19 protein-coding genes are annotated in these 26731 nt (G+C 48.7%); 9 read left to right on the forward strand and 10 right to left on the reverse strand.

The annotated features are described in order from the left end of the window. The first annotated feature begins 365 nt into the window (after positions 1–365). Both G499_RS0101835 and G499_RS0101840 read left to right on the forward strand, forming a co-directional pair. Positions 366–1667, forward strand: coding sequence for a serine hydroxymethyltransferase (locus G499_RS0101835; protein WP_026998528.1), 1302 nt, complete (start codon positions 366–368; stop codon positions 1665–1667). A gap of 207 nt (positions 1668–1874) precedes the next feature. After that, the gene (locus G499_RS0101840) at positions 1875–2411 is read left to right on the forward strand and encodes a hypothetical protein (protein WP_026998529.1); all 537 of its coding nucleotides are present in this window, start codon (positions 1875–1877) and stop codon (positions 2409–2411) included. A 7-nt stretch (positions 2412–2418) separates the two neighbouring features. Here the strand turns inward: G499_RS0101840 and G499_RS0101845 are convergent, their stop codons facing one another. Together G499_RS0101845 and G499_RS0101850 are read right to left on the reverse strand one after the other, a co-directional pair. Further along, entirely contained in the window at positions 2419–3189 is a 771-nt protein-coding gene (locus tag G499_RS0101845; protein WP_051295831.1) for a carboxylesterase family protein, read from the reverse strand. Further along, on the reverse strand, positions 3176–5440 hold the full coding sequence (locus G499_RS0101850) for a tetratricopeptide repeat protein (RefSeq protein WP_161627670.1): 2265 nt from the start codon (positions 5438–5440) through the stop codon (positions 3176–3178). The genes G499_RS0101845 and G499_RS0101850 overlap by 14 nt, the downstream gene beginning before the upstream one ends. Positions 5441–5872: 432 nt before the next feature. On the opposite strand from G499_RS0101850, the gene G499_RS20815 reads away from it, so the two are divergent. Continuing rightward, on the forward strand, positions 5873–8368 hold the full coding sequence (locus G499_RS20815; protein ID WP_051295832.1) for a sensor histidine kinase: 2496 nt from the start codon (positions 5873–5875) through the stop codon (positions 8366–8368). Here G499_RS20815 and G499_RS18360 read toward each other — a convergent pair. The 3 genes from G499_RS18360 to G499_RS18365 form a co-directional block, all read right to left on the reverse strand. Beyond that, entirely contained in the window at positions 8283–8972 is a 690-nt protein-coding gene (locus G499_RS18360; protein WP_051295833.1) for a VOC family protein, read from the reverse strand. The genes G499_RS20815 and G499_RS18360 overlap by 86 nt on opposite strands. A gap of 133 nt (positions 8973–9105) precedes the next feature. After that, positions 9106–10131: a UDP-N-acetylmuramate dehydrogenase gene (gene murB / locus G499_RS0101865; protein ID WP_026998532.1), complete on the reverse strand. Its 1026-nt coding sequence runs from the start codon at positions 10129–10131 to the stop codon at positions 9106–9108. A gap of 66 nt (positions 10132–10197) precedes the next feature. Further along, positions 10198–11763 (reverse strand): leucine-rich repeat domain-containing protein, encoded by a 1566-nt coding sequence (locus G499_RS18365; protein WP_051295834.1) that lies wholly within the window; start codon positions 11761–11763, stop codon positions 10198–10200. Positions 11764–12151: 388 nt separating this feature from the next. Between G499_RS18365 and G499_RS0101875 the strand changes: the two genes are divergently transcribed. The 4 genes from G499_RS0101875 (at position 12152) to G499_RS0101890 (ending at position 17826) form a co-directional block, all read left to right on the forward strand. Then, positions 12152–13690, forward strand: a complete 1539-nt coding sequence (locus G499_RS0101875) for a sodium:solute symporter family transporter (protein WP_026998533.1) — start codon at positions 12152–12154, stop codon at positions 13688–13690. Positions 13691–13764: 74 nt separating this feature from the next. Then, a complete protein-coding gene (locus G499_RS0101880) occupies positions 13765–16260 on the forward strand; it encodes a TonB-dependent receptor (RefSeq protein ID WP_026998534.1) in 2496 nt (831 codons plus the stop codon). A gap of 168 nt (positions 16261–16428) precedes the next feature. Then, complete coding sequence (locus G499_RS0101885; RefSeq protein WP_035726253.1) at positions 16429–17280, forward strand: alpha/beta fold hydrolase; 852 nt, start codon at positions 16429–16431, stop codon at positions 17278–17280. Between the two features lie 111 nt (positions 17281–17391). Beyond that, a complete protein-coding gene (locus G499_RS0101890; protein ID WP_026998536.1) occupies positions 17392–17826 on the forward strand; it encodes a hypothetical protein in 435 nt (144 codons plus the stop codon). Between the two features lie 108 nt (positions 17827–17934). Here the strand turns inward: G499_RS0101890 and rfaD are convergent, their stop codons facing one another. After that, a complete protein-coding gene (gene rfaD, locus G499_RS0101895) occupies positions 17935–18912 on the reverse strand; it encodes an ADP-glyceromanno-heptose 6-epimerase (RefSeq protein WP_026998537.1) in 978 nt (325 codons plus the stop codon). A gap of 201 nt (positions 18913–19113) precedes the next feature. On the opposite strand from rfaD, the gene G499_RS0101900 reads away from it, so the two are divergent. After that, positions 19114–20643 (forward strand): DUF4836 family protein, encoded by a 1530-nt coding sequence (locus G499_RS0101900; protein ID WP_026998538.1) that lies wholly within the window; start codon positions 19114–19116, stop codon positions 20641–20643. 91 nt (positions 20644–20734) lie between these two features. On the opposite strand, the gene recA is transcribed toward G499_RS0101900, so the two are convergent. Then, positions 20735–21787, reverse strand: coding sequence for a recombinase RecA (gene recA / locus G499_RS0101905; RefSeq protein WP_026998539.1), 1053 nt, complete (start codon positions 21785–21787; stop codon positions 20735–20737). Between the two features lie 494 nt (positions 21788–22281). Further along, entirely contained in the window at positions 22282–22737 is a 456-nt protein-coding gene (locus G499_RS0101910; protein WP_081413600.1) for a GIDE domain-containing protein, read from the reverse strand. Between the two features lie 387 nt (positions 22738–23124). Between G499_RS0101910 and G499_RS0101920 the strand changes: the two genes are divergently transcribed. Next, the gene (locus G499_RS0101920) at positions 23125–23637 is read left to right on the forward strand and encodes a hypothetical protein (protein ID WP_026998541.1); all 513 of its coding nucleotides are present in this window, start codon (positions 23125–23127) and stop codon (positions 23635–23637) included. 127 nt (positions 23638–23764) lie between these two features. Here the strand turns inward: G499_RS0101920 and G499_RS0101925 are convergent, their stop codons facing one another. Together G499_RS0101925 and G499_RS0101930 are read right to left on the reverse strand one after the other, a co-directional pair. After that, complete coding sequence (locus G499_RS0101925) at positions 23765–24265, reverse strand: NADH-quinone oxidoreductase subunit C (RefSeq protein ID WP_026998542.1); 501 nt, start codon at positions 24263–24265, stop codon at positions 23765–23767. Positions 24266–24268: 3 nt separating this feature from the next. Beyond that, the gene (locus G499_RS0101930; protein ID WP_081413601.1) at positions 24269–26599 is read right to left on the reverse strand and encodes a tetratricopeptide repeat protein; all 2331 of its coding nucleotides are present in this window, start codon (positions 26597–26599) and stop codon (positions 24269–24271) included. Between the last annotated feature and the right edge of the window lie 132 nt (positions 26600–26731).

A 26731-nucleotide genomic window follows, 5' to 3' on the forward strand; every position in this document is an offset into this window, starting at 1 on the left:
GCCTTGCGGCTTGCCGCAAGCTACTGGTGATAGCCCGACCCCGAAGGGGAAGCCCCAAAACAAACAAAGACAAGCGCCTTTGACGGCTTGTTTTTGGAGAGCAAAGTTAGTGAATTTGTGTGTACTAGCCTCGTGTGTGGAAGAGATTCCTTGGTAGATTCTTGTATGGAGGCAGGGTTTGTGCATCAAAACGCTCTACGAAAGTCAAATACCTCGATTTTGAGTGTTTGGGAAGGGGGCGAATGCTTGATAATGGGAAGCCTACAAGGCTGTATTTTTGGTGTGGAAGCCCTAGTGTGGCGAGGGATACCCTTCAGCTCTAGGATTTTTTTTGTATTTTTGGCTAAAATTATCCCCCTTTGCTTATGTCTACCCTCACACCCGTCTCTATTACACGAGACACCCAAATATTTGACCTTATTGAGCAGGAGCGCCATCGCCAAACTCACGGGATTGAGCTGATTGCTTCTGAGAACTTTGCCTCTCCGCAAGTGATAGAGGCGATGGGTACTGTCTTGACCAACAAGTATGCCGAAGGGCTTCCTAACAAGCGTTATTATGGTGGCTGCGAAGTTGTAGATCAGATAGAGCAGTTGGCCATCGACCGTGCCAAGGAGCTGTTTGGTGCTACTTGGGTGAATGTACAGCCACACTCTGGCGCGCAGGCCAATGCGGCCGTGATGCTGGCCATACTGAATGCAGGCGACAAAATCCTTGGCTTTGACCTTTCGCACGGCGGGCACTTGACACACGGTTCGCCCGTAAACTTCTCGGGTAAGCTGTATCAGCCTTCCTTTTATGGAGTAGAGCCCGAAACAGGCCTGATTGATTGGGACAAGGTGGAGGCTACTGCCCGCAAAGAGCAGCCTAAGCTGATTATCTGTGGTGCTTCGGCTTATTCGCGTGATTGGGATTATGCCCGCCTACGCCGTATTGCCGACCAAGTGGGTGCCTTGCTCTTGGCCGATATTGCACACCCTGCCGGCTTGATTGCCAAGGGTTTGCTCAACGACCCGCTGGAGTACTGCCATATCGTAACTACCACAACTCACAAGACCTTGCGCGGCCCTCGCGGCGGGATGATTATGCTCCGCCACGACATCGAGAACCCCTTCGGCATCAAAGACCCTAAGGGCAACCTGCGTATGTTGTCGGCACTATTAGACTCTGCGGTGTTCCCCGGTACCCAAGGCGGCCCTCTGGAGCACGTTATTGCTGCCAAGGCTATCGCCTATGGCGAAGCGCTCTCTGATAATTTTGGCCTCTATGCGCAGCAGGTGCGCCGCAATGCCCAAGCTTTGGCCACGGCGATGCTCAACAAAGGCTACCAAATCATCTCCAACGGGACAGACAATCACTTGATGTTGATTGACCTGCGCTCTAAGGGTTTGAACGGCAAACTGGCCGAAAACTCTCTGATTCAAGCTGATATTACCATCAACAAAAATATGGTTCCTTTTGACGACAAGTCGCCGTTTGTAACCTCTGGGATGCGCCTCGGTACGGCTGCTGTTACCTCACGAGGGCTCAAGGAAACGGATATGGCTCGAATCGCTGATTTGATTGACCAAGCCTTGATGAATCACGACAATGAGGCCAAGCTTGGTTTGCTCAAACACGAAGTAAACGAGTGGATGCAAACTTTCCCTCTCTTTACTTGGGAATAGACCCAAAAATAGAGGAAACATAAAATAAAAACTTCTGCTACCCATTGGGTGGCAGAAGTTTTGAGCATATACTTCACAAATGAACAATCATCTTTGGAGCTTGAGGGCTCTCGTCAGTATGATTACTTGTCCCTTACTTACGCTCGTTTGTACGATAGCTAGGTAGGTAAAGGTTACGGCATTTTTATGAAACCCCTATTTCGATTTATGAAGCAGCTCTTTTGTCTTATCATTGCCGGTATGTTTTTGGGGGGCTCCCTAAGAGTACAGGGGCAAAATAACACCACTGTATCCGTGATACTGTCTGGAGAGCTTCAGGTGTGGGTACCGGCAGATACCTCGTGGCAGCTTGTCGAGGGCAAACATAGCCTGAAAGCCAAGGACGAACACAGCCTATTGTTGTTGAGCTACAATGAAGTACAGAAAAGCTATCACCCCAAGTTTCATAAACGTTATCTGCAAAAAATGCGACAACAGATTGCCCGGCAGATGAAGGAGGAGGGTTTGCGTTTGGTATCGACTACAGACACCCTCATTGAGGCCTATGAAGCCCTCACCTTGCGCTATGATTGGCAGCGGGGGGAGGAACTGTACCGCCTATGGCACTGTATTTTTTTTAGCCTGAATCAACAGTATCACTTTGTACTAATGACTGATAATCAGGTAGATATTGCCAAGGTGTGGGCTGATTTTTGGAAAAAAACTGTTTGGATAGCACCAGAAGAAGAGGAGGAGGAAGAGTAATGTGGCATTAGTTTTTTTGTTGGGCAAACAGCCAATGCAGTAGTTTGGGGTCTTGGAGTGCCGGTATCCAACTACCGTGCTTGACCTCGGGGTATTCGGTATAGATAGGTTGGCCGCCATACTGTCGGATGGCAGCAATCATCCTGCGGCTGCGGGCTACTTTGACGACATTGTCTAGCGCACCGTGAAAAGCCCAGATGGGTAAATGTGTTAGCCGGGCGGCGGTTTGTTCGTCAGCCCCTCCACAGATGGGTACAGCGGCGGCAAAGCGATGAGGTTGGCGCGCAATCCAGTCCCAAGTACCAAATCCACCCATTGACAAGCCGACCAAGTATAGCCTGTTGGTATCGATAGGCAAGGCCGTCAGGAGAGAATCGAGCAGCTCCATTGTACAGCCGAGAGGGATTGAGGGGGCTATGGGCTGGGTGTGATGTTCGGCTCCCCAGTCTGTTTCGACCCACCGGGCATTGGGAGGGCATTGAGGAACCAACACAAAACAAGGCTTGGCTTGTAGCTGTGTGAGGGTGAGCCAAGCCGCTGCGTGTGTGAGTTGTGCGTTGTTGTCGTGGCCGCGCTCTCCCGCGCCGTGCAAAAACACAATCAAGGGGTATTTTACCGCCTCATCTTGGTGTGAGGGCGAGTAAATCCGATAGGGCAGCCCTTGGTATTGGGCCGCGCCAAAATGCGGTTGCGCGCTTTGCGCAGTCAGGGTAACATAAGGCCAAACTAGGGTTGCCAGCACCCAGCTGACACAAAAGAAGGAGTTATAGCTCTTCATCGTCTATGTGATTGAATTGCATTCTAAAGCCCATTACCAACACATCATCCATCTGTTCGTGCCCTTGCCGCCAGTGGGTGAAGCGCTGCTCAAGGCGTTTGCGCTGCTCGGGCATCGGTAGTGGGGCAATAGACACGAGCAATTCTTTGAGTTGGTTGCGCATAAATTTTTTCCCATTGGCTCCTCCAAACTGGTCTTCATAACCATCCGTAAACATATACAGCGTCGTATCTGGGGCAATGGCCAAGGTCTGTTTTTCGAACTGCCGGTATGTTTCGCGCTGCCTACCGCCTACGGGTTTATGCCCACCTTTGACCTCCTGTACTCTAGAGGGGCTTACGAGCAAGATACGGCTTTTAGCACCAGCAAACTCTAAGGTTTGGTTACTTGGGTCGATGAGGCAGAGGGCGATGTCCATGCCATCATCATTGCCGGAGTCCTCTTGTTTGAGGGCGGCGCGCACCCCAGTGTGCAATGCCTCCAAAATTTGCTTTGGACAATGAATGCGCCGATCATTGACAATCTGGTGTAGCAACTCATTGCCTATCATACTCATAAAAGCGCCGGGCACACCGTGGCCGGTGCAGTCTACACAGGCTATGAGGCATTTGCGCCCATCGAAGCCTTGGAAAATACTTTGCACAGAGGCAGGTGTATTGGCCGGAGCGGGGGTAAATATGGGTGAGGGGTCGATTTCGCTATACCAATAAAAATCACCACTGACAATGGCCTTGGGCTTTAGCAAGATAAAAAACTCGGGAATCAGGCGGCTGATGCGCTCGGGCAAGGGCAACATCGCCTGTTGGATATGCTGTGCATAACGCAGGCTATTGGTAATATCAAGGTTTTGGCGTTCGATTTCGTCGTTTTTATCCCTCAAAATGTCGCGTTGGGCTTCTATTTCAATATTTTTTTGTAAAATATCTGCACGCTGTGCTTCTATAGCTGCCTTTTGGGTTTCGAGTAACTGATTGGAGCGTTTGGCCTGCCTGATGTTCAATACCAACAACACTACAATAATGAGCGCCAGCCCTAAGCCAATCAGGGCGCTGTAGGCCAATGTGGTTTGTTGGCGCTCGTTGGCTTGTTGTAAGGTTTTTTCTTGCTCTAGGCTTTTTATTTTTTCTTTGAGCGAAGCTTTATCGAGCCTGCTGCGGAGGTCTAGTAGCTGCTCGGTGGCATCTTTGCCAAAAATCTGCTCTCTCAGCGCTGTATATTGCTTGTGATGATAATAGGCCTGACGGTAGTTATTTTGTGCGGCATAGCTATCGGCCAGCCCTTTGGAGGCGCGAAGCAGCTCATTACGCAGCCCTATCTCCTCGGCGGCGCGGCGTGCGCGTTGGTGGTATTCTATGGCGCGTGTGTAGTCATTGAGCGCTTGGTATGCTTCACCAAAGTTGTTGTAGTCGTAGATGATTTCGTAGCGGCTATTGCGGGCTTGGTCAAGCTCAAAAGCTTTTTGGTAATACTCTAGGGCTTTGTAGTGGTTTTCTTGTGCTGCATATATTTCGCCAATAGTGATAAGGTTGGCCGCTTTGCCCGCTTGATAGCCAAGGCTGTCATTGAGCTGAAAAGCCGTATTGAGCGCTGTGCGCGCTTGGTGGTATTGTTTTTGGCGCAGGTGTGTATCGCCGATATTGTTATAAGTTTTGGCCAATAAGACTGGCGACTGCTTGTGGGGCAGTAGCCTCAGTACCTGCTGAAAAGCCTTGAGGGCTTCGGGATATTTTTGGAGCGCATTGTATACCTTTCCGAGGGTGTAGTGTGCTTCGGCCTGCAAGAGGCGGTCTTGTAGCTGCTCACTCAGCCTGAGCGCCGTCAAGGCATAGTCAAAAGCATCAGCATAATCCCCTTGCACGATTTTGAGCTGGGCGCGTGTTTGGTATATCTTGGCTTCGAGCTTGGTACTGCGGCTTTGGATGGCCTGCTGGTTGGCGCGGTAAGTATAGCTTTCGGCCTTGGCGTAGTCGCCCTCATAAATGGCCAGTAAGGCCCAAAGATTGAGCGAATAACCTTTGCCTGCGGCATAGGAATCTCCTTTTTGAGACAGTTGGTCGTGTAGTTGGGTGCTTTGTTGTAAGAAGTCCCTGCTGTTGCGAGGGTCTATCGCCATAAAAATCTCCGCCAACTCATTGAGCAAATCTATACTCTGGCGCGAAGGGCTACTGGAGGCTAGGCGGGCTTGTAGGCTGTCTACGTAGGGGTTTTGCGCCCAAAGGGCTCCCCAACTTAGCGCAACAAATAGATACAAAAGCAATATTTTTTTTACCCACATAAACAGTTTTGGCCAGTGCTTGATAGTTGCCTCTTATGCGACTTTTGGAATTGGTATTTTGACGAATATACAAGGCTGTTGTAGAGCAAGCAAAGATATAGCAAAAAGTGTACTTGAATGTGATAACATTCGTACTTATTGCGCAAATACCAAATGTTTGCGTAGTTTTATAAGGCTTTTGACGTAAGTTTTTGACTAAGTTGTGCGTTTTAGTCAAAGGTATTTGGTAGATTTACCCTTGTAATCAGCTCTTGGCAATGTAGGCATACATAGCCAGACGATGGCCAAGCAGTGAGTTTTGTCCCTGTCTTAGGCGGTGTATTTGTATGGTATGGATGTTTGGGTGTATGTTTCTCCTCAAAAAGTCGTTTGTTATTTATCCAACATTGCACCACCTAGCAGTTCGGAATGACTATTGACCCTATGATACAACAAATGGATAACCTAGATGCGCACAGATCTCCCAAAACGCCGGCCAGACGACCGGCCGAGGGGATACTCTGCTTGCTGTGTTATGGGATATGTTGTGTGGGGTTGATAACTTGGTTGGGAAAGCACGAGCTCTCGGCGCAGCCCTATACATTGGATGGATTACAGGCTGCCGGAGCCAAAATATACGTTTGGAGTTCGGCTCCTGCGGCGCTCTCGTGGCAAGAATTACAAGGCCTTACTGATGCGCAAACCGGCTTTGAGTCGCTGAAACGCAATAAGAGTTTGGTGTTTAATAAACAAAAACCTACCGATGTCCTTTGGCTCAGAATCAGCCACTGGCCCAATACCCAAGAACCCTTGACCTATTTTCATCTGGCGCTCTCTACCACGGATAGTGTCAGTATCTATGCACTGACTCAAGATGGGCAGTTACACCAGTATGAAGGTGGGGCTTACTGGCCTTTGTCCGAAAGATACCTGCCACATAGTGGATTATTTTTCCCCATTCCCCCCAATATCCAAACCTATTATGTCCGTATTTGGGTCAAAGATGTGGGTGTCCTGACCTCTAGCTTCCGTACCGAAGCCCAAACACTACGCTATCTACAGCGTGATATTTTAAGGCAAGGGATGTACTGGGGTCTGGTATTGGTGATGTTGCTGTATTACTTATTGTTGTTTTTGTACCGGCCTAGGGCAAGTTTGGGCTGGTATTGCCTCCATATTGTTAGCTTTACCACACTTACAGGCTTGTATACCAATCAGCTGATGTATATATGGCCGGCACTGGCACAATGGCTCCAAGCTTACCGGTTGAGTCTGTATTTGATTTGCCTTATTCCGGCAATGGGTTTGATGGTCAGTTTGCTAGAAACACAGAGACACACCCCAATCATTCACCGAGGGCTTGGCGCTTGGGCTTTGATTTTATTAGGTTTGGCCGCATACAACGCGGTGTTTGTCAATGCCCCCATCCCAACGGTTTGGCCGATATTCATCACCATTCTGGTGATGACAATCCAATCGGCCTACCTAGTGCCCAAGAACCCCTTTCAAAATGGGCTTTTCTTGGCCTCAAGGCTCACCTATTTGCTGGCCATCATCATCATTATTCTTAGCAGAACGGGAGTGATTCCTAGCACAGAACTGATGCTTCAGGTGCCGCAGTTGGGCTTTTTTGTAGAATTAGTGCTTTTGGGTTTGAGTGTTTCGTCGCAGCTGTACATTCACCAAAAACAAATGGCGCACGACCGGAAGGAGGCCCTCGACTCGCTTACCCAACAACAACAAATACTTGAGCAAAAAGTGCGCGAACGTACCCAAGCCCTAGAAGCCTCACAAATCGAAATAGCCGAACAAAACAAACATCTCCTAGAGCAAAACTACCTTATCAGTGCCAAACAAGAAGAGCTGGAACTCTTGTATAAGCGTATCCAAGCCAGCGAAGGAGTGCTGCGCAAGGCCTACTTGATGCTCAAAAATAGGGAGGAGGAGATTCAGAAGCAAAACGAAGAAATCACTGCCCAAAACGAGGAGCTGTTCCAATATAGCCAAGAGCTACGAACACAATATGACATCTTTGAGCGCCAACACCAGCAACTCCTGTCAGCCAAGGATACCATTGAGGCACAAAACCAACTGCTCCAACAATATAACGAAAACCTCGAAAAAGAAGTAGCCGAACGCTTACATCAAATCCGGCTTATCAATGATGAGCTGATGCAGCAAAATTATCAGCTCGAACAATCGGGCTTCTTGATGGCACACAACCTGCGAGCACCTGTAGCGCGCATTATCGGACTCTCACGCATCCTTGACCCCACAACGCTCAATGAAGACAGCCGATTTATTACCCAAAAAATACACGACGAAGCCGTAGGCCTTGATAATATCATCCGAGACCTCAATATGTTGCTCGAAGTCAAAAAAGGCTTGAGCACAGCCTTTGAGGCACTAGATCCGGAAGAGGTTTTTGATGAGGCTTGCTTCAACCTGAAATCTGATATCGAGCAGACCAACGCCTGTATTGAGGCAGTATTTGAGCTCAAAATCATCCAGTCTGTACGCCCTTATTTGCGCAGTATTTTCCTCAATTTGCTCAGCAATGCGCTCAAATACCGCCAAGAGGGTAAGCCGCCCCATATACAAGTCAATCTCCGACGGGCTGATGAGACACGTTTCGAGTTGACCTTTCGCGACAATGGCCTCGGGATTGACCTCAAGGCTGCTGGGCCGCACTTGTTCAAGCTCTACAAACGCTTTCACCTCCATCGCGAGGGGCGCGGGATGGGGCTGTACCTTATCCGCTCTCAGGTAGAATCGATGGGCGGGCAGATACGCCTAGAGAGCGAGGTAGGCAAAGGAACTTGTTTTTATATCATCTTGCCTATTTTTGCGCAGGGGCAAGCAACTCAAATTGATACGGAAGCCCAGGAGGCATCGCCTTTACAGCCTCCGTCCCCTCAATCGTAACCCTCAAGGGATACAGGCCGTTGAGCACAGAGGTCGGAAACCAAGGCCGCTCCAAAGGAACAATGATGAACAAGCCTTGGGGATCGCCGGCTGCGCAAAACTTGGTCATATTGCTGATATGGCTATAGACCGGCACGCGGCAAAAATCTGATAACCACGCATAGAGTTGGCCTACATCAGGACAAGGAAGGCCTACTTCGCTGATATTGAGCAAGCTGTCCGCTGAGAATGCCTTGGTTTGGGCATTGTCCAAATCGTGGCGGGCAATCAATTCCAACACATTACCGGCAGGGTCTACAAAATACAGCGCGTGGGCGTTCCAATTGGGGAAGTCGATGATGATGTTTTGCTCAAAATCCAGCGCTGAGACACCTTGTTGTTGGAGCCAAAGAAGCCCTGCCTCCAGTTGATTTTCAGGAATATTGAAAGCCAAATGATACGAAGCAGCCTCAGGGCTATGCTCAAAACAAAGCGTACTTTGACCTATGACTACAGCAAAACGTTGCGCCTCGTCCAAGCACAAGGGCAAGCCCAAGGTATCGGCATAAAAAGACCGCAAAGCTGCTAATTTGCTAGTTGTTAGGGTTACGCTGTTGATTTTCATGTGTTTTGGGCTAAGGTGATGCACTGGGCAGCGGACATTTCGGAAAGGTAACCTAGCACTCCAGACCGGCTTGTGTATAGGCTACGAGGCTATGTTCCATCGAACTGTGGGGTACAAAAATATCTAGACACAATCAGCCGATAATATTGATTTCGGGCTGCAATTGGATGCCAAATTTTTGCATCACATCCGCCTGAATATCAGCAGACAAAGCAGCTATTTCCCGTCCGGCCGCGCCACCATAGTTGACCAATACCAGTGCTTGCTTGGGGTGTACCCCGATAGCCCCAAGGCGCTTCCCTTTCCATCCGGCTTGCTCAATCAACCATCCGGCAGGTACTTTGACCTCCATCGGGTTTAGCAGATAAGAAGGCATCTGAGGGTATTGTTGGGAAATCTTTAGAAATTGTGTTGTTTGGATAATGGGGTTTTTGAAAAAGCTACCTGCATTACCAATCTCTGCCGGGTCAGGGAGCTTGCTCCGGCGAATCCGACAAACAGCCTCGCTTACTTCTAGAGGGCTAGGGTCTTGGCAGCCCATCGCCTCCAAAGTTGCCTGAATATCACCGTAGCCAAGGCGTAGGGTAGGGATGCCTGTTGTCAGCTCAAACACCACTTCCGTAATCACATATTGGTCTTTGAGTTGGCGTTTGAAAACGCTTTCACGATAAGCAAAGGCACAGTCTTTGACCTCAAAAACCTCTATCTCAAGGCTTTGCCTATTGAGGGCTTTGACCTGATAGACGGCATCCTTCAACTCCATACCATAAGCACCTATATTTTGTAGAGGGGCAGCCCCAACAGTCCCCGGGATGAGTGACAGATTCTCCAAACCAGCCCAGCCCTGCGCCAAGCAATGTTGTACGAAGGGATGCCAAGGCTCTCCGGCAGCTGCCGATACCCATACCCGTCCATTTTCGCCGGTTTCGAGTAAATCGATGCCCTTGAGACAAATGTGCAACACAAGGCCTTCAAAATCTTGGGTAAATAACACATTGCTTCCGCCGCCCAGAATCAAGGTGGGTGTTTGGCTAAAATGACGTAAGGCATCACGGAGGTCGTCGAGGGTATGTACAGACACAAAATAGCGTGCTTTGACATCAATGCCAAAGGTATTGTAAGGCAATAGGGAGTGGTGCTCTAAAATATGAAGCGACATTGTGGGAGAGAGGGCTAAGGGGTGGTGAATAGGGCAATATCACACAGAAGGCATTGTGATGGGGGGTTAAAAAACCACCATAGTTTGTGGTAATGCCTGTGTGAGGCGGTTTTTGTCTCGTTCGCTGAGGTTGTTTTGGCCTATATACAGCTCTCGTAGCGCGCTTAGTCCTTGATATCCGTCGGGGAGTTGGCTGAGTTGATTGCCATCAAGGAAGAGCTGTTGTAGGCCGGTCATTTTCTTAAAAAAATCACTAGGGAGTTGATTGAGCCGGTTATGTCCAAGGCCAAGTGTTTGTAGCTTGTTGAGGCGGCTAAAATTTTTGGGCAAGGCTGCCAACTGGTTGTAGCTCAGCTCTAGGTAGTTGAGATTTTCGAGCTGGATAAAGCGTTTGGGCAACTCCGTAATCTGATTGTTGGTGAGGCTTAGGTACAGCAGTTGTTGTAGCTGTCCGAGGTTTTCGGGCAAGGCCGTGAGTTGATTGTTGTACAACACAAGGTACTGCAAGGTACTGACCTCTGTCAGGCTGGGGGGGAGTGTGCTAAGGGCATTTTCGGGCGCAGAGAGTTGTTGCAGATTGGGGCAAAGCTTCCAACAATCGGGGAGTTGGCTGAGTTGGTTGTAGCCAATGTCCAAAAAGCGCATCTGTGGCCAAGCTTCGGTCCAAGCAGGGAGTTGGCTGATTTTATTGTGGTTGAGCGATAGTTTCTGCAGCTTTGGGGTACGCATCAGCCCTGCGGGCAAGGCCGTGAGCTGGTTATGGGCCAGGTCTAGTATTTGTAGTTCTTGGAGTTGTGCCCAGCCTTCGGGCAGTCGGGGGAGGTGATTTTCGGATAAGTACAGTCCTTCGAGTAGCCTGAGGTTGACAATACTTTCGGGCAATTGCTGGAGGCGGTTGTTTTGGAGGTACAAGGAGCGCAGCTGTTGCAAAGTACCGATGTCGCCAGGGAGCGCTCGGAGCAGGTTGCGGCTAAGGTCTAAGCTTTGTAGGCGGCTCAGCCCTCCGATGGTATGAGGTAGGGTCATCAGCTTGTTGCCGCTTAGCTGTAGGCGCTCTAGGTGGCGTAGTTGGTTGAGTGTTTCAGGGATTTCACTGATTTGGTTGTCGGCCAAGGACAAAGCCACCAGATGTTCCATCTTGGCCAATACCGGGGGGAAATGGCGCAGGCGGTTGGCATTGACAGAAAGCGACTTTAGAGCGGGTAGCTGTGCCAATTGGGCAGGTAGGCTATCGAAGATATTGTTGTTGAGCTCCAGCTCTCGCAGGTGTTCGAGGCTGTCTAACACCTTAGGCAAATACCGTAGAGAGTTGAACGAAAGGTTGAGGTACTCAAGCTTATGTAGTTTGTAGAAATCGTCGGGCAGGGTTCGCAGCGCATTGTTGCTCAAGTCTAGCTCTTGTAGGTTGGGCAAAAGCAGTATTTCGCGGGGGAAGGTCTTTAGCTCTTGCCCCACTAGGCGCAAGCGATATACTTTTTCGGGCGCTTGGAGCGCCTCGGCCAAACTGTTGACATACTTTTGTTGGTGTAGCTCCTGCTCGCTGAGCATGGTTTGTGCAGAGAGCAGCTTCCCAAAAAAACAGCCTAAGGCCAATAACACGACAAAAGGTGGGCGATAACAAACTATTTTCATACACAAAACGGAAGCCTAGTGAGGGTTTAGTAAGGTGTGAAGTCCTCGGGGAGACCTTTGCAAAGATACATTATTTTTGGGATAACCATCAGTGCGATAAAATGCTTGTTTGAGTGATATTTGACAATTAAATAATGGGTGTTGGCCGGTATATATTGTTATTTATATGGCTAATAGGCCTTATAGTCGATATTATCCCTCTTTAGAATCTCCATTCACCCAGCAAAAATCATCCGTTCACCTCAAAAAACAGGCTGTTTACTAAAGTTCTAAAAATCCTTGTTTTTGTACAAGCTACCTTTGAATCATAATCATATGGGATAAAACTATTCCGTGAAAAACATTAAAAGGTACAGCCCTGTGTAGGCTGAATGCAATTACGAAAATTATGGCTTCTAACGAACTCATCATAGCTACTTGGATTTTGATTTCGCTCTATGCAGCGGTAGTATTGGTCTTGACTATCAGGGCGGCGCGCCGCACCGGCAGTATGGCTGATTATGCCGTAGGCAGTACGCATTTTTCTCCTGTAGCCGTAGGGTTATCGTTGGCCGCTTCGATGACAAGTGCAGCCACCTTTATCATCAATCCGGGCTTTATCGCATTGTATGGCCTGAGTGGCTTTTTATCATTGGCGGTGGTATTGCCGGCGGCGGCGATGTTGTCGTTGTATGTCCTGACGAAGCGCTTTCGTTCTCAAGGGCAGGTAGTTCGCGCTCTTACGATGGCGCAATGGATGGGCAGCCGCTATGGTAGCCAAGGCTATGCGATGTTTTTTGCTTTTTTGTCTTTGCTCTTGCTCACCTTTATTGTGTTAATATGTGTTGGGCTGACAACCATCCTCTCTAAGTCGCTCAATGTAGCGCCCCTGTATGTGTTGATTGGGATTGTGGTGTTTGTGTTTGGGTACATGATGTTTGGCGGTGCCAATGCGATGGTCTACACCAATACCATCCAAGCCGTATTGATGCTAGTAGTGTCGTTTGTTCTGCTAGGCTCAGGCTATGAGCACTTTAGCCAAGGTGTACAAGGCTTTGTAGCCAAGTTGGCGGCCATCGATACTAACCTCGTGGGCTGGACCAACCCACAGAGCCTGCTCTTCAGAGACTATTTCGAGGTCATCTTCTGCCAGATAGTAGTAGGGGTGGCCATTGTTTGTCAGCCTCATATCATCACCAAATCCCTTATACTCAAAGAAGAACAGGAAGTAAACCGCTATCTCCTTACGGGTATGAGCGCTCAGGTTATTTTCTTCTTCGTGGTGTTTGTGGGTTTGTATGCCCGTCTGCAATTCCCCGACCTGACCCTAGGTGGGCAGGCGCTCAAGATGGACGAGATTATGTCTACTTATGTTGTGGCGCGCTTTCCGGTATACATTGGTTTGGTCGTAGTACTGGGGCTGATTTTCGCTGGCTTGTCTACCCTCGAAGGCCTGATACAGTCCCTTTCTACTACGATTACGGCAGACATCCTGAAGCCCTTGTTTGGCAATCGCCTTATCCGTGACGAAGCCGGGCGCGGCCTGATAGCCGAAATGGTGCTCAACCGTTTGGTGATAGTACTCTTGGGTGTGGCGGCAGTATGGCTGTCTTACGAGCAAATCCTTGCCCCCAATCTAAGCGTGGGAATCTTTGCCCAAAATGGTGTCTATGCCTACTTTTCAGCCGCCTTTGTGCCGGTATTGGTAGGTATTTTTGCGAAGCATATCACCTTGGCCGTGCCGGTGAGTGCTTCGATAACGGCAGTAGTGGTACACTTTAGTGTGTATTATGGCGGCCTTACGCCCTATACCCAAGGGGCGGTGCGTAACCCCGGTGTGGCTTCGGCCTTGGCCATTGTGGCCTCGGTAGTGGTGGCATGGACTGTCTGGCTGGTAGTGCGCAAACGCCAAGCCTCCCGTGTCCTTAGCCAAACCCCGGTACTGTAGTCGGATAAATTTTATCACACTTGATACATCTCAACTTCGGTCGAATCAAATTCCATTCAAATTGTACAACTATCATGAAAAAACGATTTACACAACTCACACAGCTGGCAGCGCTGGTATTGCTGCTAAGCCTCTGGAGCGCCTCAGCTTGGGCGCAAACTACCGTTTCGGGTAGAATTACCGATGCCGAAACCGGCGAGGGATTGATTGGCGCTAGTATCGTAGTAAAGGGCTCTTCGCAAGGTACTATTACGGATGTGCAGGGAAATTTTAGCCTTCAGACTACGATGACTCCCCCCTTCAAAATCATCGTTTCTAGTGTAGGTTTTGGTTCTTTTGAGCAAACCATTAGTGGATCTACTAGTGATATCCGTGTTCAGCTAAGCCCTTCTGTCATTATGGGTGATGAGGTGGTAATTTCTGCTTCGCGTCGTCCCGAGAAGCTTACTGAGTCGCCTTCACAAATTAGTGTCTTGACGGCTACTGATTTTGACCGTTTGGCGTCTTTCAACGTAGGAGAACTAGCCTCCAAGCTCCAAGGAGTAGAGTTTGTACGCACTGGTGTTAACGGGGTAGGGATCAATGCTAGGGGCTTCAACAATGCTTTTAATGCCAAAATCTTATCCATGACCGATGGTCGTAATTCTATGATGGCCGGTGGTAGCGGCTTGCCTGCGGGTATTATGAATACAGTCATCAAAGAAGACATTGAGCGAGTAGAAGTAGTGCTCGGCCCCTCATCATCACTCTATGGGCCTAATGCACACAACGGTATTGTCAATACCTTGACCAAAGACCCCCGCAAATACCAAGGTACTACCGTAGCGTTGGGCGCGGGCAACCAAAACGTCGTGTCTGCACGTTTGCGCCACGGGCAAGTAGTCAGCGACCGATTTGCTTTTAAAGTAACAGGCGAATACACCTCTGGGCGCGATTTCGACTTTCAAGACAGTGTATATGTAGCGGGGTTTGCCGCAGCAGTGCCAGAGCGTAATGTAGACCTCAATTTCCGCCATATCCGTGGTGAAGTTGCAGCATATTATAGCATCAATAATGATATGGATATTATTGCCTCTTGGGGAGGAAGCATCAATAATTTTTTGGCTGTTAACAATGTAGGTCGTAACCAAATCCGTGATTGGGCGTTCTCTTATGCACAATTGCGCTTTGTATCCCCTCGTTGGTTTGCACAAGTCTACAATACTTGGACAGAAGTAGGGCGGACATATGGCATCTTCCCGTATACCCGTGATTATACAACACGACGTGCTTTGGGCAATACCGAAGAACAGGCAGAGGCTTTTGCACTCCGCCCGGGCAACCAATTTGCCGAAATGTCTCAGCGTCTCAATGCCGAAGTACAGTACAATAATAACTTTGGTGGTTTTAATGTCATCGCAGGCTTGAGCTATCAACTCGACCGCCCCAATACTTTTGGCACATCGCTCGTAGATGGACGGAGACCTGACGGCACACAAGACCTCATCACCGTATCTCAGTTTGGTGGGGTAGTACAAGTAGACCGCGAAGTAGTGAACAACCTCAAGATTGTGGCCTCGACTCGCTTGGATAATCACAGTGTATTTGGCAATCTATTTGCACCAAAGGCTGCCTTGGTATACAATGCACTTGGTGGTAGCTTCCGCTTTTCTTATGGCCGTGCCTTTGCCGCACCGCTTATTTTGTTCCAATCTGCCAACGTGTTTAACCTCGTATTTGGCAATGGTTTTGGAGTTACTTACCGCGATGCTGGTGGAGTAGAGCGCGTGACAGAGCCGCTGAAGCCTGAAGAAATCGGCACTTTCGAAATTGGGTACAAAGGCGTAGTAGCCAACAAAAAACTCTTTATTGACTTGAACGGCTACTATGGCAACTCACGCAACTTCCTCAGTCCTGCCATCACACTCTTTGGCACAGCGCTGCGTGTAGGGGATCGTCCGGTTACTCCTGCCAGCCCTGCATTCTTCTTGACCTACTTCAACTACGGCGAAGTAGCCTCTTATGGCACAGACTTGGGCTTGAACTACTACCCCAACAAGTACCTCAACATTGGGGTGAAATACTCTTGGTTTGGCTCGGATATCACTGACCGAAACAACATTAAAAACGACGCAAACAAAGATGGATACGTATCTGCCGAAGAAGCCTCACTCAATGCCCCTGAGCATCGCGCAGTATTCAGCCTTGGAGTACAAAATTTAGCCCAAGGCCGCTTATACGCCAACTTGAGCGTTCGTTGGGTACAAGAATTTGATTTTTACTCAGGTAGCCAAATCGGTACACGGGAGGGCAAAGGTAGACGTGGGGTAGTAGCAGTAGAACCCGGAATCAACCCTGTAACGGGTTTACCACGTGCGACGCAGATTCTCAAAAACTTTGATCACGGTGCACTAGGTGGCTTTACCACTGTCGACTTGAGCGCTGGCTTCAAGGCTCAGCCTTGGCTCACCATCGGAGCAGGGGTATCTAACCTCTTCAATGTAGAGCAGCGCGAATTTGTTGGGTCTCCTGCCATTGGCCGCTTGTACTCTGCCGAAGTGCGTTTCGATTTATTCCAGAAAAAACGCTAACCCACCCCTCCCCAAGGATTATCTCTTGGGGAGATTAAGACCTTGTTTGGAGTACACTGACTATTCATAGCTCAAATACTTGTGGCAATTTTTGCCACAGGTATTTTTTCAAAAACAGCCTCTTTTTTTGTAACTTGAGGCCATTGCTTACCCAAAAACTGCTAGATTATGCTCACCACCACCGACCAATATGTACAGACCAACGGCATCCGCCTACACTACCTCGATAGCGAGAACAACCGCCCCACCCTACTACTGATGCACGGCCTAACGGCCAACGCTCATGCCTTCGATGGGCTAATGGAGGCTGGATTGGGCGATAGTTTTCGCGTTATCTCGGTAGATTTGCGCGGTAGAGGCCAAAGCGACAAGCCCGACAATGATTATAGCTTTGCTTCACAAGCCCGCGACATCATCGGACTGATGGATGCGTTACACATCGACCAATGCCACGTCGGCGGGCATTCATACGGGGCGTTTATGACCTTCTATCTGGCCAAACATTATCCCGGCCGTGTCCGAAAGATGGTACTGATGGATGCTGCCGCACAAATGCACCCCGATACGCGTGAGCTACTGATCCCAACCTTGAGCCGTTTGGGGCAAGTTTTCCCCTCTTTTGAAGCCTATATCGAAAAGATGAAGGCGGCTCCTTATATCGGGGATGAGTGGGACGAGGCGATGCTGAGTTATTATCAAGCCGATACACAAACGATTGACGGTGGGCAGGTTACGACCAACTCCAAGCCCGAACATATTCTACAAGCCATCAATGCGCTAGGCGAAGTGCCTTGGCTAGAATATATGCGCGAAATTCCACACGAGGCTATTTTGTTCAATGCGACAGCTCCCTACGGAGGGCCTACCGCACCCTCGCTCTTGCCCAAGGAGTTGGCGCTCGAAACAGTAGCCCTTATGCCTAGCTGCCAATACATAGAGGTAGCCGGCAATCACCAAACGATGCTCTATGGGCAAGGGGCAAAAGATATGGTCGCGGCTATCCGCCGTTTTCTGACCTAAAACAACGATAACCGCTAATTATCGTTCATTTGGATTACAAACATAAGCCCTTCACCGTCAAACGTTTGAAGGGCTTTTTTCTTACCAAAACTCGCTAAACTTTTATGCCGTATGAAAACTATATTCACCCACCATACCATTACTATCGAGCATTGCCCCAAGGCAGACTACATACACCTCCTCTGGCAGGGCACTGTAGAGCTGGAGGTATACAAGGAAGCCTTGACGGCTTGTGCAGATTATGCTATCGGACATAAGGTCAGCCGCTTTTTGGTAGACCAATCTGCCCTAGAGTATGTAGGCTCGGCAGCACAGGCCTGGCTGTCTGTAGTGTGGTTTCCACGTATGGAGCGCAGCCTCGATACCAATGCCTACTTTGCCATTGTGGCTTCGCCCAAACTATTTGTGAATGTAGCCAGTAAGGTAGTCGCCAAAAAAATCAGCCAAAAAAACACCAAACACGTCATCTGGTATTTTGAAGATGATGCTCAAGCCAAAGAATGGCTGTTGGGCGAAGATAGTATGACCGAGTGGGAGACGACATAAAATGATGGCCATACTAAGACCACAGCGCCTCACTTTTATTTGCCCGACTAAAGCAGCAAGCTTTGTCGGGGTTTTTAGGGCGGGCGTATATATTGATTACAGCAGCGACTAATGAAAGCGCTCAGTCATCAAGTATTGCTGTACATAATCAGTAACCCCTTCTTCTAAGGTATGGAAAGGAGTATTATAGCCTATGTTTTTCAGCTTTTCCATATTGGCTTGTGTAAAATACTGATACTTGTCGCGGATGTCTTCGGGGGTATCAATAAAACCAATATCTTCGGCCACACCCATCGCCTTGAATGTGCTGCGGGTAAGGTCTAAGAAGGTACGGGCTTGGCCGCTGCCAAGGTTGTAAAGGCCGGAATTTTGACGGTGTTGCATCAAAAACATCATCACACTCGCCACATCTTTGACATACACAAAGTCGCGGGACTGCTCGCCATCCTTAAACTCGGGGTTGTGTGAGCGAAACAAACGCATACTGCCAGTCTTCTTGATTTGTTGGTAGGCGTGAAACACGACCGAGGCCATCCTGCCCTTGTGGTATTCGTTGGGGCCATAGACATTGAAAAACTTCAAACCTGCCCAAAACAAAGGTTTTTCGGCTTGAGCCAAAGCCCAAATATCAAAATCATTTTTGGAGCGTCCGTAGGGGTTGAGTGGCTGTAGCTGGCTGATAATCTGCTCGTTGTCATCATAACCTAGCTCACCGTTGCCATAGGTAGCGGCTGAGGAAGCATACACCAAAGGAATTTGATACCGGCAGCAATCTTGCCATATCTGTTGAGAATAATGCAGGTTGAGCGTATCAAAAATGGCTTGGTCAAACTCTGTCGTGTCTGTCCTAGCGCCAAGGTGAAAAATAAACTCCACAGCGCTGTGGTTTTGCGCAAGCCAATCAAAAAAAGCCATTCTGTCTACACGTTGGCGGATGGTTTTTCCTTCGAGGTTGGCTAGTTTAGAGGCGTTCCGGGGGCTGGCCGAAAAATCATCTACTGCGATGATATCCTTAAAATTAGCAGCGTTCAGGGCAGCGACCAAGTAGCTGCCGATGAAGCCTGAGGCTCCTGTTACTACAATCATAGTTACGCTAAGGCTTGTATAGGTTGTGATAAGGGGCAAAATTAATCATTTATACGAAAGATTGACAGCCAATGGCGTATAATGTGGCTAGGTACTTGCAAATGGGGTTTGTGTGTATTAATTTTCCTTGACAAATTAGTAGCTTTGCAAAGGCTGTTTGTCCGCTATTTTTATCAGATACCCCATAAACCCTGCGCAACCATGAATCAACCACCCCGCTCTCAAGGCTTATTGGCAGGCTTTTACTGCCTATTATGCTGTATCACTTGCTTGTCTGCCTGTAGTACTGAGAAGCAAGAAGATCCGCTGCTCGTCCCCAAAGATGCACTAGCAGTAGTACATATTGACTTCAAACAGATTTCGGGAAAAGCCAATGACTGGCAAAATATCCTAGACTATATCGGGGCTTGGAGTACTGGCAATGCCAACGAAAGCCTACAGAAAATCTTATATTCGGGGATTGATTTTAAAACTACCGCAACCTTCTATACTACTTCCAAAAGTGCACTATTGGGCATACAGCTCAAGAGCGAGAGCAGTTTTGTCAAAATGCTCAAAGACCAACTCAAAATAACTCCCCAAAAAGCCGAAGGATATAACTATGCCCTCTCTGATAATACGCTGGTGGCTTGGCGCAAGGGGACAGCATACCTGCTGATGAAGCAAGACGGAGAAAAGCTTGAAGCAAAGGCGCTCTTAGCCGAGCTGATAAGCCAGCTCGATGTCCAGCCTGAAGCCCAGCTCCAACACCCCGCCTACCAGGCGCTCTTAGCCAAAAACTATGATATCAGCTACTGGGTGTTGGCCGCAGGCCTAGCCGACAATGTCGGGATGAAGTCTGCCGGACGTGGAGTAATCAATACCGAAGGGCTGAAAAGCGCCAGCGAAAACCTAGCCCACCTGACGGGCGGGGTTTCTTTTGAAAAAGGGGAGACGCTGGTACAGCTCGAAGTCCAATTCAGTGAGCTGTTTGTGCAGAAGTATGGCAAGATAGCCGCAAAGCCTTTAGCTCAATCTACTGTTTTGAAGCAAATGCCTTATGATAGCCCTGCTTTGTTGTTGGGTTTACAAACGGACATCCCGACCCTAACCAAGGTATTGCAGGAGGATAAGGCCTCCTGGACGAATTTTGAAATGTTTGCTAAATTTATCGGCCTATCAGCCACCGACATACTACAGACCCTCGACGGTAGCCTGCTTTTGAGTGCTCAACAGCTCAGCCCTTCCAGCTTGTTTATGGGTGCTGATGCGGCCATTAGCCTAGGAACTTCTAGCGAAGCCCAAGCCCAAAAAGCCCTGAATGGCTTCAGCAAAGCAGGGGTCTTACAGAAACGAGGGGAGCTTTTCACCCTACCGATTAGCTTTGGGGTGATGCTCAACGCCCGCCAAACGCCTACTTCTATCAATATGGCGCTCTCCGAAAAGACCCTGATGGCCAAGGGTGCTCCATTGCCTCAAAGCTTCCAAGCTGCCGTAGGCAACAGTACGGTGGCGCTATATATCAATATCCCCCAACTACTACCGGAGCTGGACGATGCGCTCAACCTCAATAAAGAAACCAAAGGCGCTAGCAAACGAATGGCAGAAGAAATGACTTTTCTGACCTTTGGCGCTTCTGGAATAGACGCACAAGGCAAGGCTAATGCGACCATACACCTAGGCCTCAAAGACAATAGCACTAACGCTGTATCGGTGTTGTTGCGGATTTTCCAGCCTCAAAAAGCTTCCTAAGGAATACCCAACAGCCCAGAGGCGCATAAAAAATAACACCCTAAAAGTCTTACAAGACCTTTAGGGTGTTTTCAAATAAGCAATATAAGTCCTATTCTTCGTCTTCGTCTAGCTCACGCTCCTCAACAGGGATTTCTTGCAAAGAGGCATTCCCGCCGTGAATTTCGGCCTTGATGCGGTTTTCCAACTCTTCCATCAACTCAGGGTTGTCTTTTATGATTTGTTTGACTGCCTCACGGCCTTGGCCCAGCTTAGAGTCATTGTACGAAAACCAAGAACCTGATTTCTTGATGATATCCATATCTACCCCAAGGTCAAGGATTTCACCGACTTTAGAAACCCCCTCACCGTAGATGATGTCAAACTCTACTGTTTTGAAAGGAGGCGCTACTTTATTCTTGACTACCTTCACCCGGGTGCGGTTACCGATGATGTTGTCAGTACCTTCTTTGATTTGGCTGATGCGGCGGATGTCAAGGCGCACCGAAGCATAAAACTTGAGCGCATTACCGCCTGTAGTAGTTTCGGGGTTGCCAAACATTACCCCGATTTTCTCACGCAATTGGTTGATGAAAATACAAGAGCAGTGTGTTTTGTTCAGTGCGCCGGTGATTTTGCGAAGCGCCTGTGACATTAGGCGGGCTTGCAGCCCCATCTTGCTGTCGCCCATATCGCCTTCGAGCTCACTCTTCGGAACGAGGGCGGCTACCGAGTCAATCACGATGATATCGATGGCGCTAGAGCGGATAAGGTGTTCGGCTATTTCGAGCGCCTGCTCGCCGTGGTCAGGTTGGGCGATGAGCAAGTTGTCGGTATCGATGCCCAGCTTCTCGGCATAGCTGCGGTCGAAGGCGTGCTCAGCATCAATAAAGGCTGCAATGCCGCCTCTTTTTTGCGCCTCTGCGATACAGTGAAGCGCTAGTGTTGTTTTACCGGATGATTCGGGGCCATATACCTCTATCACACGGCCACGTGGGATACCGCCCACGCCCAAGGCCAAATCAAGGCCGAGCGAGCCGGTTGGGATAACTTCTACAGGCACTACTTTCTCGTCGCTGAGCTTCATCACGGTGCCTTTACCATAGGTCTTTTCGAGCTTGTCGATAGTGGTTTGGAGAGATTTGAGTTTTTCTGCCTTGTCCATGGGGGGGTGCGGTTTTTAATTCTGCAATGGGTAAGTGCTATAATGCGCTGCAAGCTAAGTGTAGTCGATTTAGATAGTCTTTGTGTGGAGTGGTACGTAGTCCATTTTGCGCTTCCTCGAAGCGAAAGCGTAGAGCCACAAGTCCAAAAAAGATAGTCACTTAGTTGACAGCTTGATAAGGGTATGTAGTTGCAATCTACAAAATTATTGGTATTTTTTGTCTAATGAGTCAAGCCTAAAACGGCCGCCCTAAACTTTGACAAACATACAGCTTAATCTTGTCATTTGAAAATTATTTGAGCGCTATTTGCTAATATAATTGTCAAAATGGGGCGAAAATCTACTCATCTGCTCATTATACCACATCAAAATAGGTTTGGGAAATGTGTATCCTGAAAATCCTTGAGCATCAAACCCTGTGAATCTTCGAATCAACTGCTAAAAAAAGCACTAAACACCTCCGGCGATGAAGTCAGTAGCCAAGGATTGTCCAGCTAAATGATTAGGCCAAACATGTGCAGTTGTTTTTTGACTTCGATGGTGTTTTCGTGGTTGTAGCTGCTCATATACAAGGGGGCTAAGAATTGCGAGGGCGGGCTTATTTGAAGGAATCCTTGGCGATTGTGTAGCTCCCCAAAAACAAACATTTGGCAATCCAGCTGAACGGTGTGCTCTTCTGTTCGGTAGTTTTTGTGTAAGAATAGCTCCGGAGGCGAGGGAAGTTTGATATGTTTGCCCTCAGCCAACTTTAGGTGTGTGTCTTCTACTTGGTGTAAATAGGAGTGGGTTTTGAGTTCTTTCAGGATGTCTTTTTCTGTATGGGGTATTTCTATGGCTATTTGTAGCTTACCATCGCTGATGGCAAAAGGCACATATTGGCGTTCGTGCCAAACCTCTTTGGTTTGCTGCCTACGCCCATCGATATCCTCAATCTGTTGTATGATACGCAGCTCACAAAAATAGAAGGTATACCTCTTAAGGGGCTATTCAGTGCAGGCGCAGCCACAATACTCCCATTGACAGCCACTAGCTTGGAGAATGCGCTGTAGGGCATCTCTTGCTTTGAGTGTTCGTAGATGTAGTACAGACTGACTTATACGTAATGAGAGTGAATGTGTGGATACTTGAAAATCAAATCTTGTGGCTCCTCAAGTGCTCAATCGTGCCTGTGGGAATCATTGACGAGCAGGTAAATCAAACCCTGTATTCTCCAATCTTGTGAATCTTGGTGTAAATTAGCGAGTGCTCATCAGAAAACGCTACAAATGTGATAGATTTAAGCACAGTCCTTTCCAAATACACATCGGCTATGGCGGTCGATTTTAACCCAATACACTATGCAAACCTATCTCATCCAACAATTCACTTGGCGCAAAACAGGGTTGTTATTTTTGGTGGTGATAGCCATCAACCTATGTTTTGCCTTCCTGACCCCCAAGATTGTAGGGGCTACTGATGCACACATCCCTGACATCAGCTTTGGCTATACCCAAGTCCAACTGTATGCGTGGCTAGAGGCCTTTGGCGAATCAGGGCGGCAGGTTTATTTTTATACTACCTTACTGCTCGACACACTCTACCCTGTGGTATATGCGTTTTTGTTTGCATTTTTATTGGTGGGGGTGCGCGCTCGGTCTTGGGTGTATTTACCCTTTCTGATTGCGTTTGTTGATATGAGCGAAAACCTCTGTATGCTCTATTTAACAGCCCAATACCCAATCCAGTACCCCAATGTGGTAATTTGGGCGAGCTTGTCTACACAGCTCAAGTGGCTGTTATTGGCTTTATGGGCAGTTGTGATGGCTTTTCAGGGGTTGCGCCTGTTGCTCATAGGTCGCAGCCCAAATTAGGCAGCATTTTTATACCAAGATGCACAAGACTTGGAGATTTACAGGATTTGATTTCCCAAACCAATGGTGATTGGGCATAAAAATGCATGGCAATCTAGCCCCGTTTTCAGCCTGTGCTATGGCAGGCTCAATATGCCACCCTGATACCGTGGTAATAGTCTTGGTGTTGGTAGTCTTTTCGGAGAGGGTGGCCTTCCCAATCTTCGGGGAGAAGTATGCGGCGCAGGTCGGGGTGATTTTCAAAATGGATGCCGACCAAGTCATAGGCTTCGCGCTCGTGCCAAAGGGCGCTGCGCCATACCGTGCTGACCGTAGGGACGCTCGGCAACGCAGCATCGGGGGCATTGCGTGGCAACAACACACGCAACACGAATTGGTGGTGATATGGAATAGAATATAGATGATAAAGCACCTCTAAGCTGTTTTTTTGCGAACCATTGTCGAGTGCTGTCAAGCAAGACAAGAAGTCGAAATAAAGCCCTTGGGTATCGTGTAGGTATGCGGCTACTAGTGGTAGCGCGTGTGGGGGCAGGGTCAAGGCTGGCTGTAGCGCCTTGGTGTCGGGCAACTCAAAGGCAACATCAGTGAAGGCTTGTTGCAGTTGCTGGGCGATTTCGTCAAAGCTCATAAGCTATACAGTAGTTTGAGGGGTGTAGGGTTTAAAGCCAATAACCAAGACGTCGTCTACCTGAAAACGTGCGCCCATCCACTGGCTAAAAGTATGTTCGAGGGTTTTTTGTTGCTCGGCCAATGGCAGCTCGTGTATTTCTAGGAGTAGCTCACGGAAGCGCCTGCTCATAAATTTGCGGTCGTTTTTGCCGCCAAACTGGTCTTGAAAACCGTCCGAAAACAAATATACCACTGTATCAGGTGTAAGTACGATTTGATGTTTGGTGTAGTATCGTTCTGCGCCGCGTTCGTGGCCGCCGATAGGGTGTAAATCTCCTTTGAGGTAGTGTAGTTCCTTATTTTGGATGTATACTATCGGGCTTCGGGCTCCGGCAAACTCCATCAGGTTGGTGGCATGGTCTATGGTTACGAGGGCGATATCCATCCCGTCGCGGTTTTGGTTTTGCTCTTGGTGCAAAGATTTGCGCACCAGCCGGTGTAGCTCACCCAAGATATGCTCGGGTGAACTAATCTGCTGAGTATGGACAATTTGGTTGAGGAACACGTCCCCAATCATACTCATTAATGCCCCCGGTACGCCGTGTCCTGTACAATCTACAGCGGCCACGATGGTTTTGCGGATGGTATTATGAGCGAGAGGGGGTTGCCCACCTGAAATCTTGCTGACTTCTGTGGGCGTGCCGATGGGGGTACGGGGCTTGCTTATGGCATTGATTTGAGCGCTGCGCGCCTGTGTGCGTAGCCCCTCAACCTTGGTGGCTGCTGGAGCCACTCCCAGCAGCTCGGTGGGCGTAGCACTAACTTGGCTAAACCAATAAAAATCGCCACTGACCATATCGCGGGGCTTTACCCAAGCAAACCCATCTTGCAGCCAGTTTTTGAGCTGGGAGGCCGGAGGCAAAATCGCCTCTTGGATGCGTCTAGCATATTGGATGCCGGCCATAATGTCCTCGTTTTTGTGTTGTAGCTGTAAGGCTTGGGACTGTATGCGGTGATTTTTTTCGGAGAGCAGTTTGTTTTGTTGCTCGATATTGTCGCGTTGGGCGGCTATTTCTTCTTTTTGTTGGTTGAGCTCCGCGTAGAGCTTTTGCAAGGTTTGATTTTTTTCAAACAAAGCCTGATGGGCTTCCTTACGTTTTTGGATATTCTTACGGAGCAGCGACATAAACACCAAGCTCAACACCAGTAGGAGCATCACCCCGGCAGCCACAAGGGCTATAATCCGTGTTCGGAGCGCAGCACGCTGTTGAGCAGCCATCGCCAGCTCGGCCTGTTGTTGGAGTAGCGCTATTTGGGTTTCTTTTTGTTCTACCTCGTAGAGGGCGTGTAGGCGTTGGATGTTTTTCTGTTTTTCGATACCTTCTAGGCTGTCCTGTAGCGCAACATAGTCTGTTTGGTAGCGGTAGGCCGCGCCAAAGTCGCCACGAGTGACAGCGGTTTGAGCCAATACTTGCAGGGCTTTCACTTTCCAGTACATACTCCCTAGCTCATCGGCTAGGGTTACAGCTTCTTGCGCATAACGCTCGGCCAGCATAGGCCGGGCTTGGCGTTGGTGCAGCTCAGCGATGCTGATGAGGTATTCTACCACGCCAAGCGGGTCGTCGAGTTCGCGAAAAATGCGTAAAGCTTCTTGTTGGTACTCCAGTGCCTGATTCCATTTGCCTTGGCTTTCGTATACCTTGCCCATAATGCCTTTGGCATAGGCGATATTGTCCTCAATGCCTAGCTTTTGGCTCAGCTCGATACAGCGTTGCTCATAGTCTAGTGCTTTTTCGTTATCTCCCAATACTTGGTACACCTCTCCGATATTGAGCAGGTAGATAGAAATATCTGCGGGCTTCCCTACAGTTTGCGCCAGCTCATAGGCTTTGAGATAGTGTGTCAGCGCTTCTTGGTAATTGCCCCGTCGGAAATGCCATACACCAATGTTGTTGTATTGGTTCATCTTGCCACGGGGCTTGTTGGTTTCTTCAAAAGTACGAAGGGATTTGAGCTTATATTCTAGCGATTTTTCGTAATCACCAAGGTTCTCATAGGCGCTCGAAATGCGGTCTTGTGCCATCGAAAGGCCATCAGCATAGCCCAGCTGTTGTGCCAGCTCGTAGGCGGCCTTGGCATATATCAAGGCATTGGAAAATTCTTTGCCTAGACTTTGGGTGCTCAAGTCTATCAAGGCCAGTACCTTGGCCGTGTCGGCGGGCATCTGTTGAATGTTTTCGGGAATGGGCGAAACAGCAGCCAGCGAGTTTTGCGCTTGCGCTCTTAGTGACCAAACATAACAACTACACAACAAGCAAAAAAATAGGGCGTATGGGTACTTATTCAGGTGCATATCAATAGGCCTAGGTACCTTAGAAACAAGGCTATGGGCAATTGGTAGATAGGTATTTGCGTTGAAAGTTACGCAAAAAAACGGATTCCTTGCTTGTTTTGCATTGGCTAATGGGTACTATTTTTGTACTCA

Origin of the sequence: Eisenibacter elegans DSM 3317 (assembly GCF_000430505.1) — a bacterium.
In the GTDB taxonomy this organism is placed as follows: domain Bacteria; phylum Bacteroidota; class Bacteroidia; order Cytophagales; family Microscillaceae; genus Eisenibacter; species Eisenibacter elegans.

What these genes read in the sequence shown, in the direction of transcription:
- G499_RS0101835 (WP_026998528.1), top strand. Translation starts at nt 366, where the DNA reads ATGTCTACCCTCACACCCGTCTCTATTACACGAGACACCCAAATATTT.
- G499_RS0101840 (WP_026998529.1), top strand. Translation starts at nt 1,875, where the DNA reads ATGAAGCAGCTCTTTTGTCTTATCATTGCCGGTATGTTTTTGGGGGGC.
- G499_RS0101845 (WP_051295831.1), bottom strand. Translation starts at nt 3,189, where the DNA reads ATGAAGAGCTATAACTCCTTCTTTTGTGTCAGCTGGGTGCTGGCAACC.
- G499_RS20815 (WP_051295832.1), top strand. Translation starts at nt 5,873, where the DNA reads ATGACTATTGACCCTATGATACAACAAATGGATAACCTAGATGCGCAC.
- G499_RS18360 (WP_051295833.1), bottom strand. Translation starts at nt 8,972, where the DNA reads ATGAAAATCAACAGCGTAACCCTAACAACTAGCAAATTAGCAGCTTTG.
- murB (WP_026998532.1), bottom strand. Translation starts at nt 10,131, where the DNA reads ATGTCGCTTCATATTTTAGAGCACCACTCCCTATTGCCTTACAATACC.
- G499_RS18365 (WP_051295834.1), bottom strand. Translation starts at nt 11,763, where the DNA reads ATGAAAATAGTTTGTTATCGCCCACCTTTTGTCGTGTTATTGGCCTTA.
- G499_RS0101875 (WP_026998533.1), top strand. Translation starts at nt 12,152, where the DNA reads ATGGCTTCTAACGAACTCATCATAGCTACTTGGATTTTGATTTCGCTC.
- G499_RS0101880 (WP_026998534.1), top strand. Translation starts at nt 13,765, where the DNA reads ATGAAAAAACGATTTACACAACTCACACAGCTGGCAGCGCTGGTATTG.
- G499_RS0101885 (WP_035726253.1), top strand. Translation starts at nt 16,429, where the DNA reads ATGCTCACCACCACCGACCAATATGTACAGACCAACGGCATCCGCCTA.
- G499_RS0101890 (WP_026998536.1), top strand. Translation starts at nt 17,392, where the DNA reads ATGAAAACTATATTCACCCACCATACCATTACTATCGAGCATTGCCCC.
- rfaD (WP_026998537.1), bottom strand. Translation starts at nt 18,912, where the DNA reads ATGATTGTAGTAACAGGAGCCTCAGGCTTCATCGGCAGCTACTTGGTC.
- G499_RS0101900 (WP_026998538.1), top strand. Translation starts at nt 19,114, where the DNA reads ATGAATCAACCACCCCGCTCTCAAGGCTTATTGGCAGGCTTTTACTGC.
- recA (WP_026998539.1), bottom strand. Translation starts at nt 21,787, where the DNA reads ATGGACAAGGCAGAAAAACTCAAATCTCTCCAAACCACTATCGACAAG.
- G499_RS0101920 (WP_026998541.1), top strand. Translation starts at nt 23,125, where the DNA reads ATGCAAACCTATCTCATCCAACAATTCACTTGGCGCAAAACAGGGTTG.
- G499_RS0101925 (WP_026998542.1), bottom strand. Translation starts at nt 24,265, where the DNA reads ATGAGCTTTGACGAAATCGCCCAGCAACTGCAACAAGCCTTCACTGAT.
- G499_RS0101930 (WP_081413601.1), bottom strand. Translation starts at nt 26,599, where the DNA reads ATGCACCTGAATAAGTACCCATACGCCCTATTTTTTTGCTTGTTGTGT.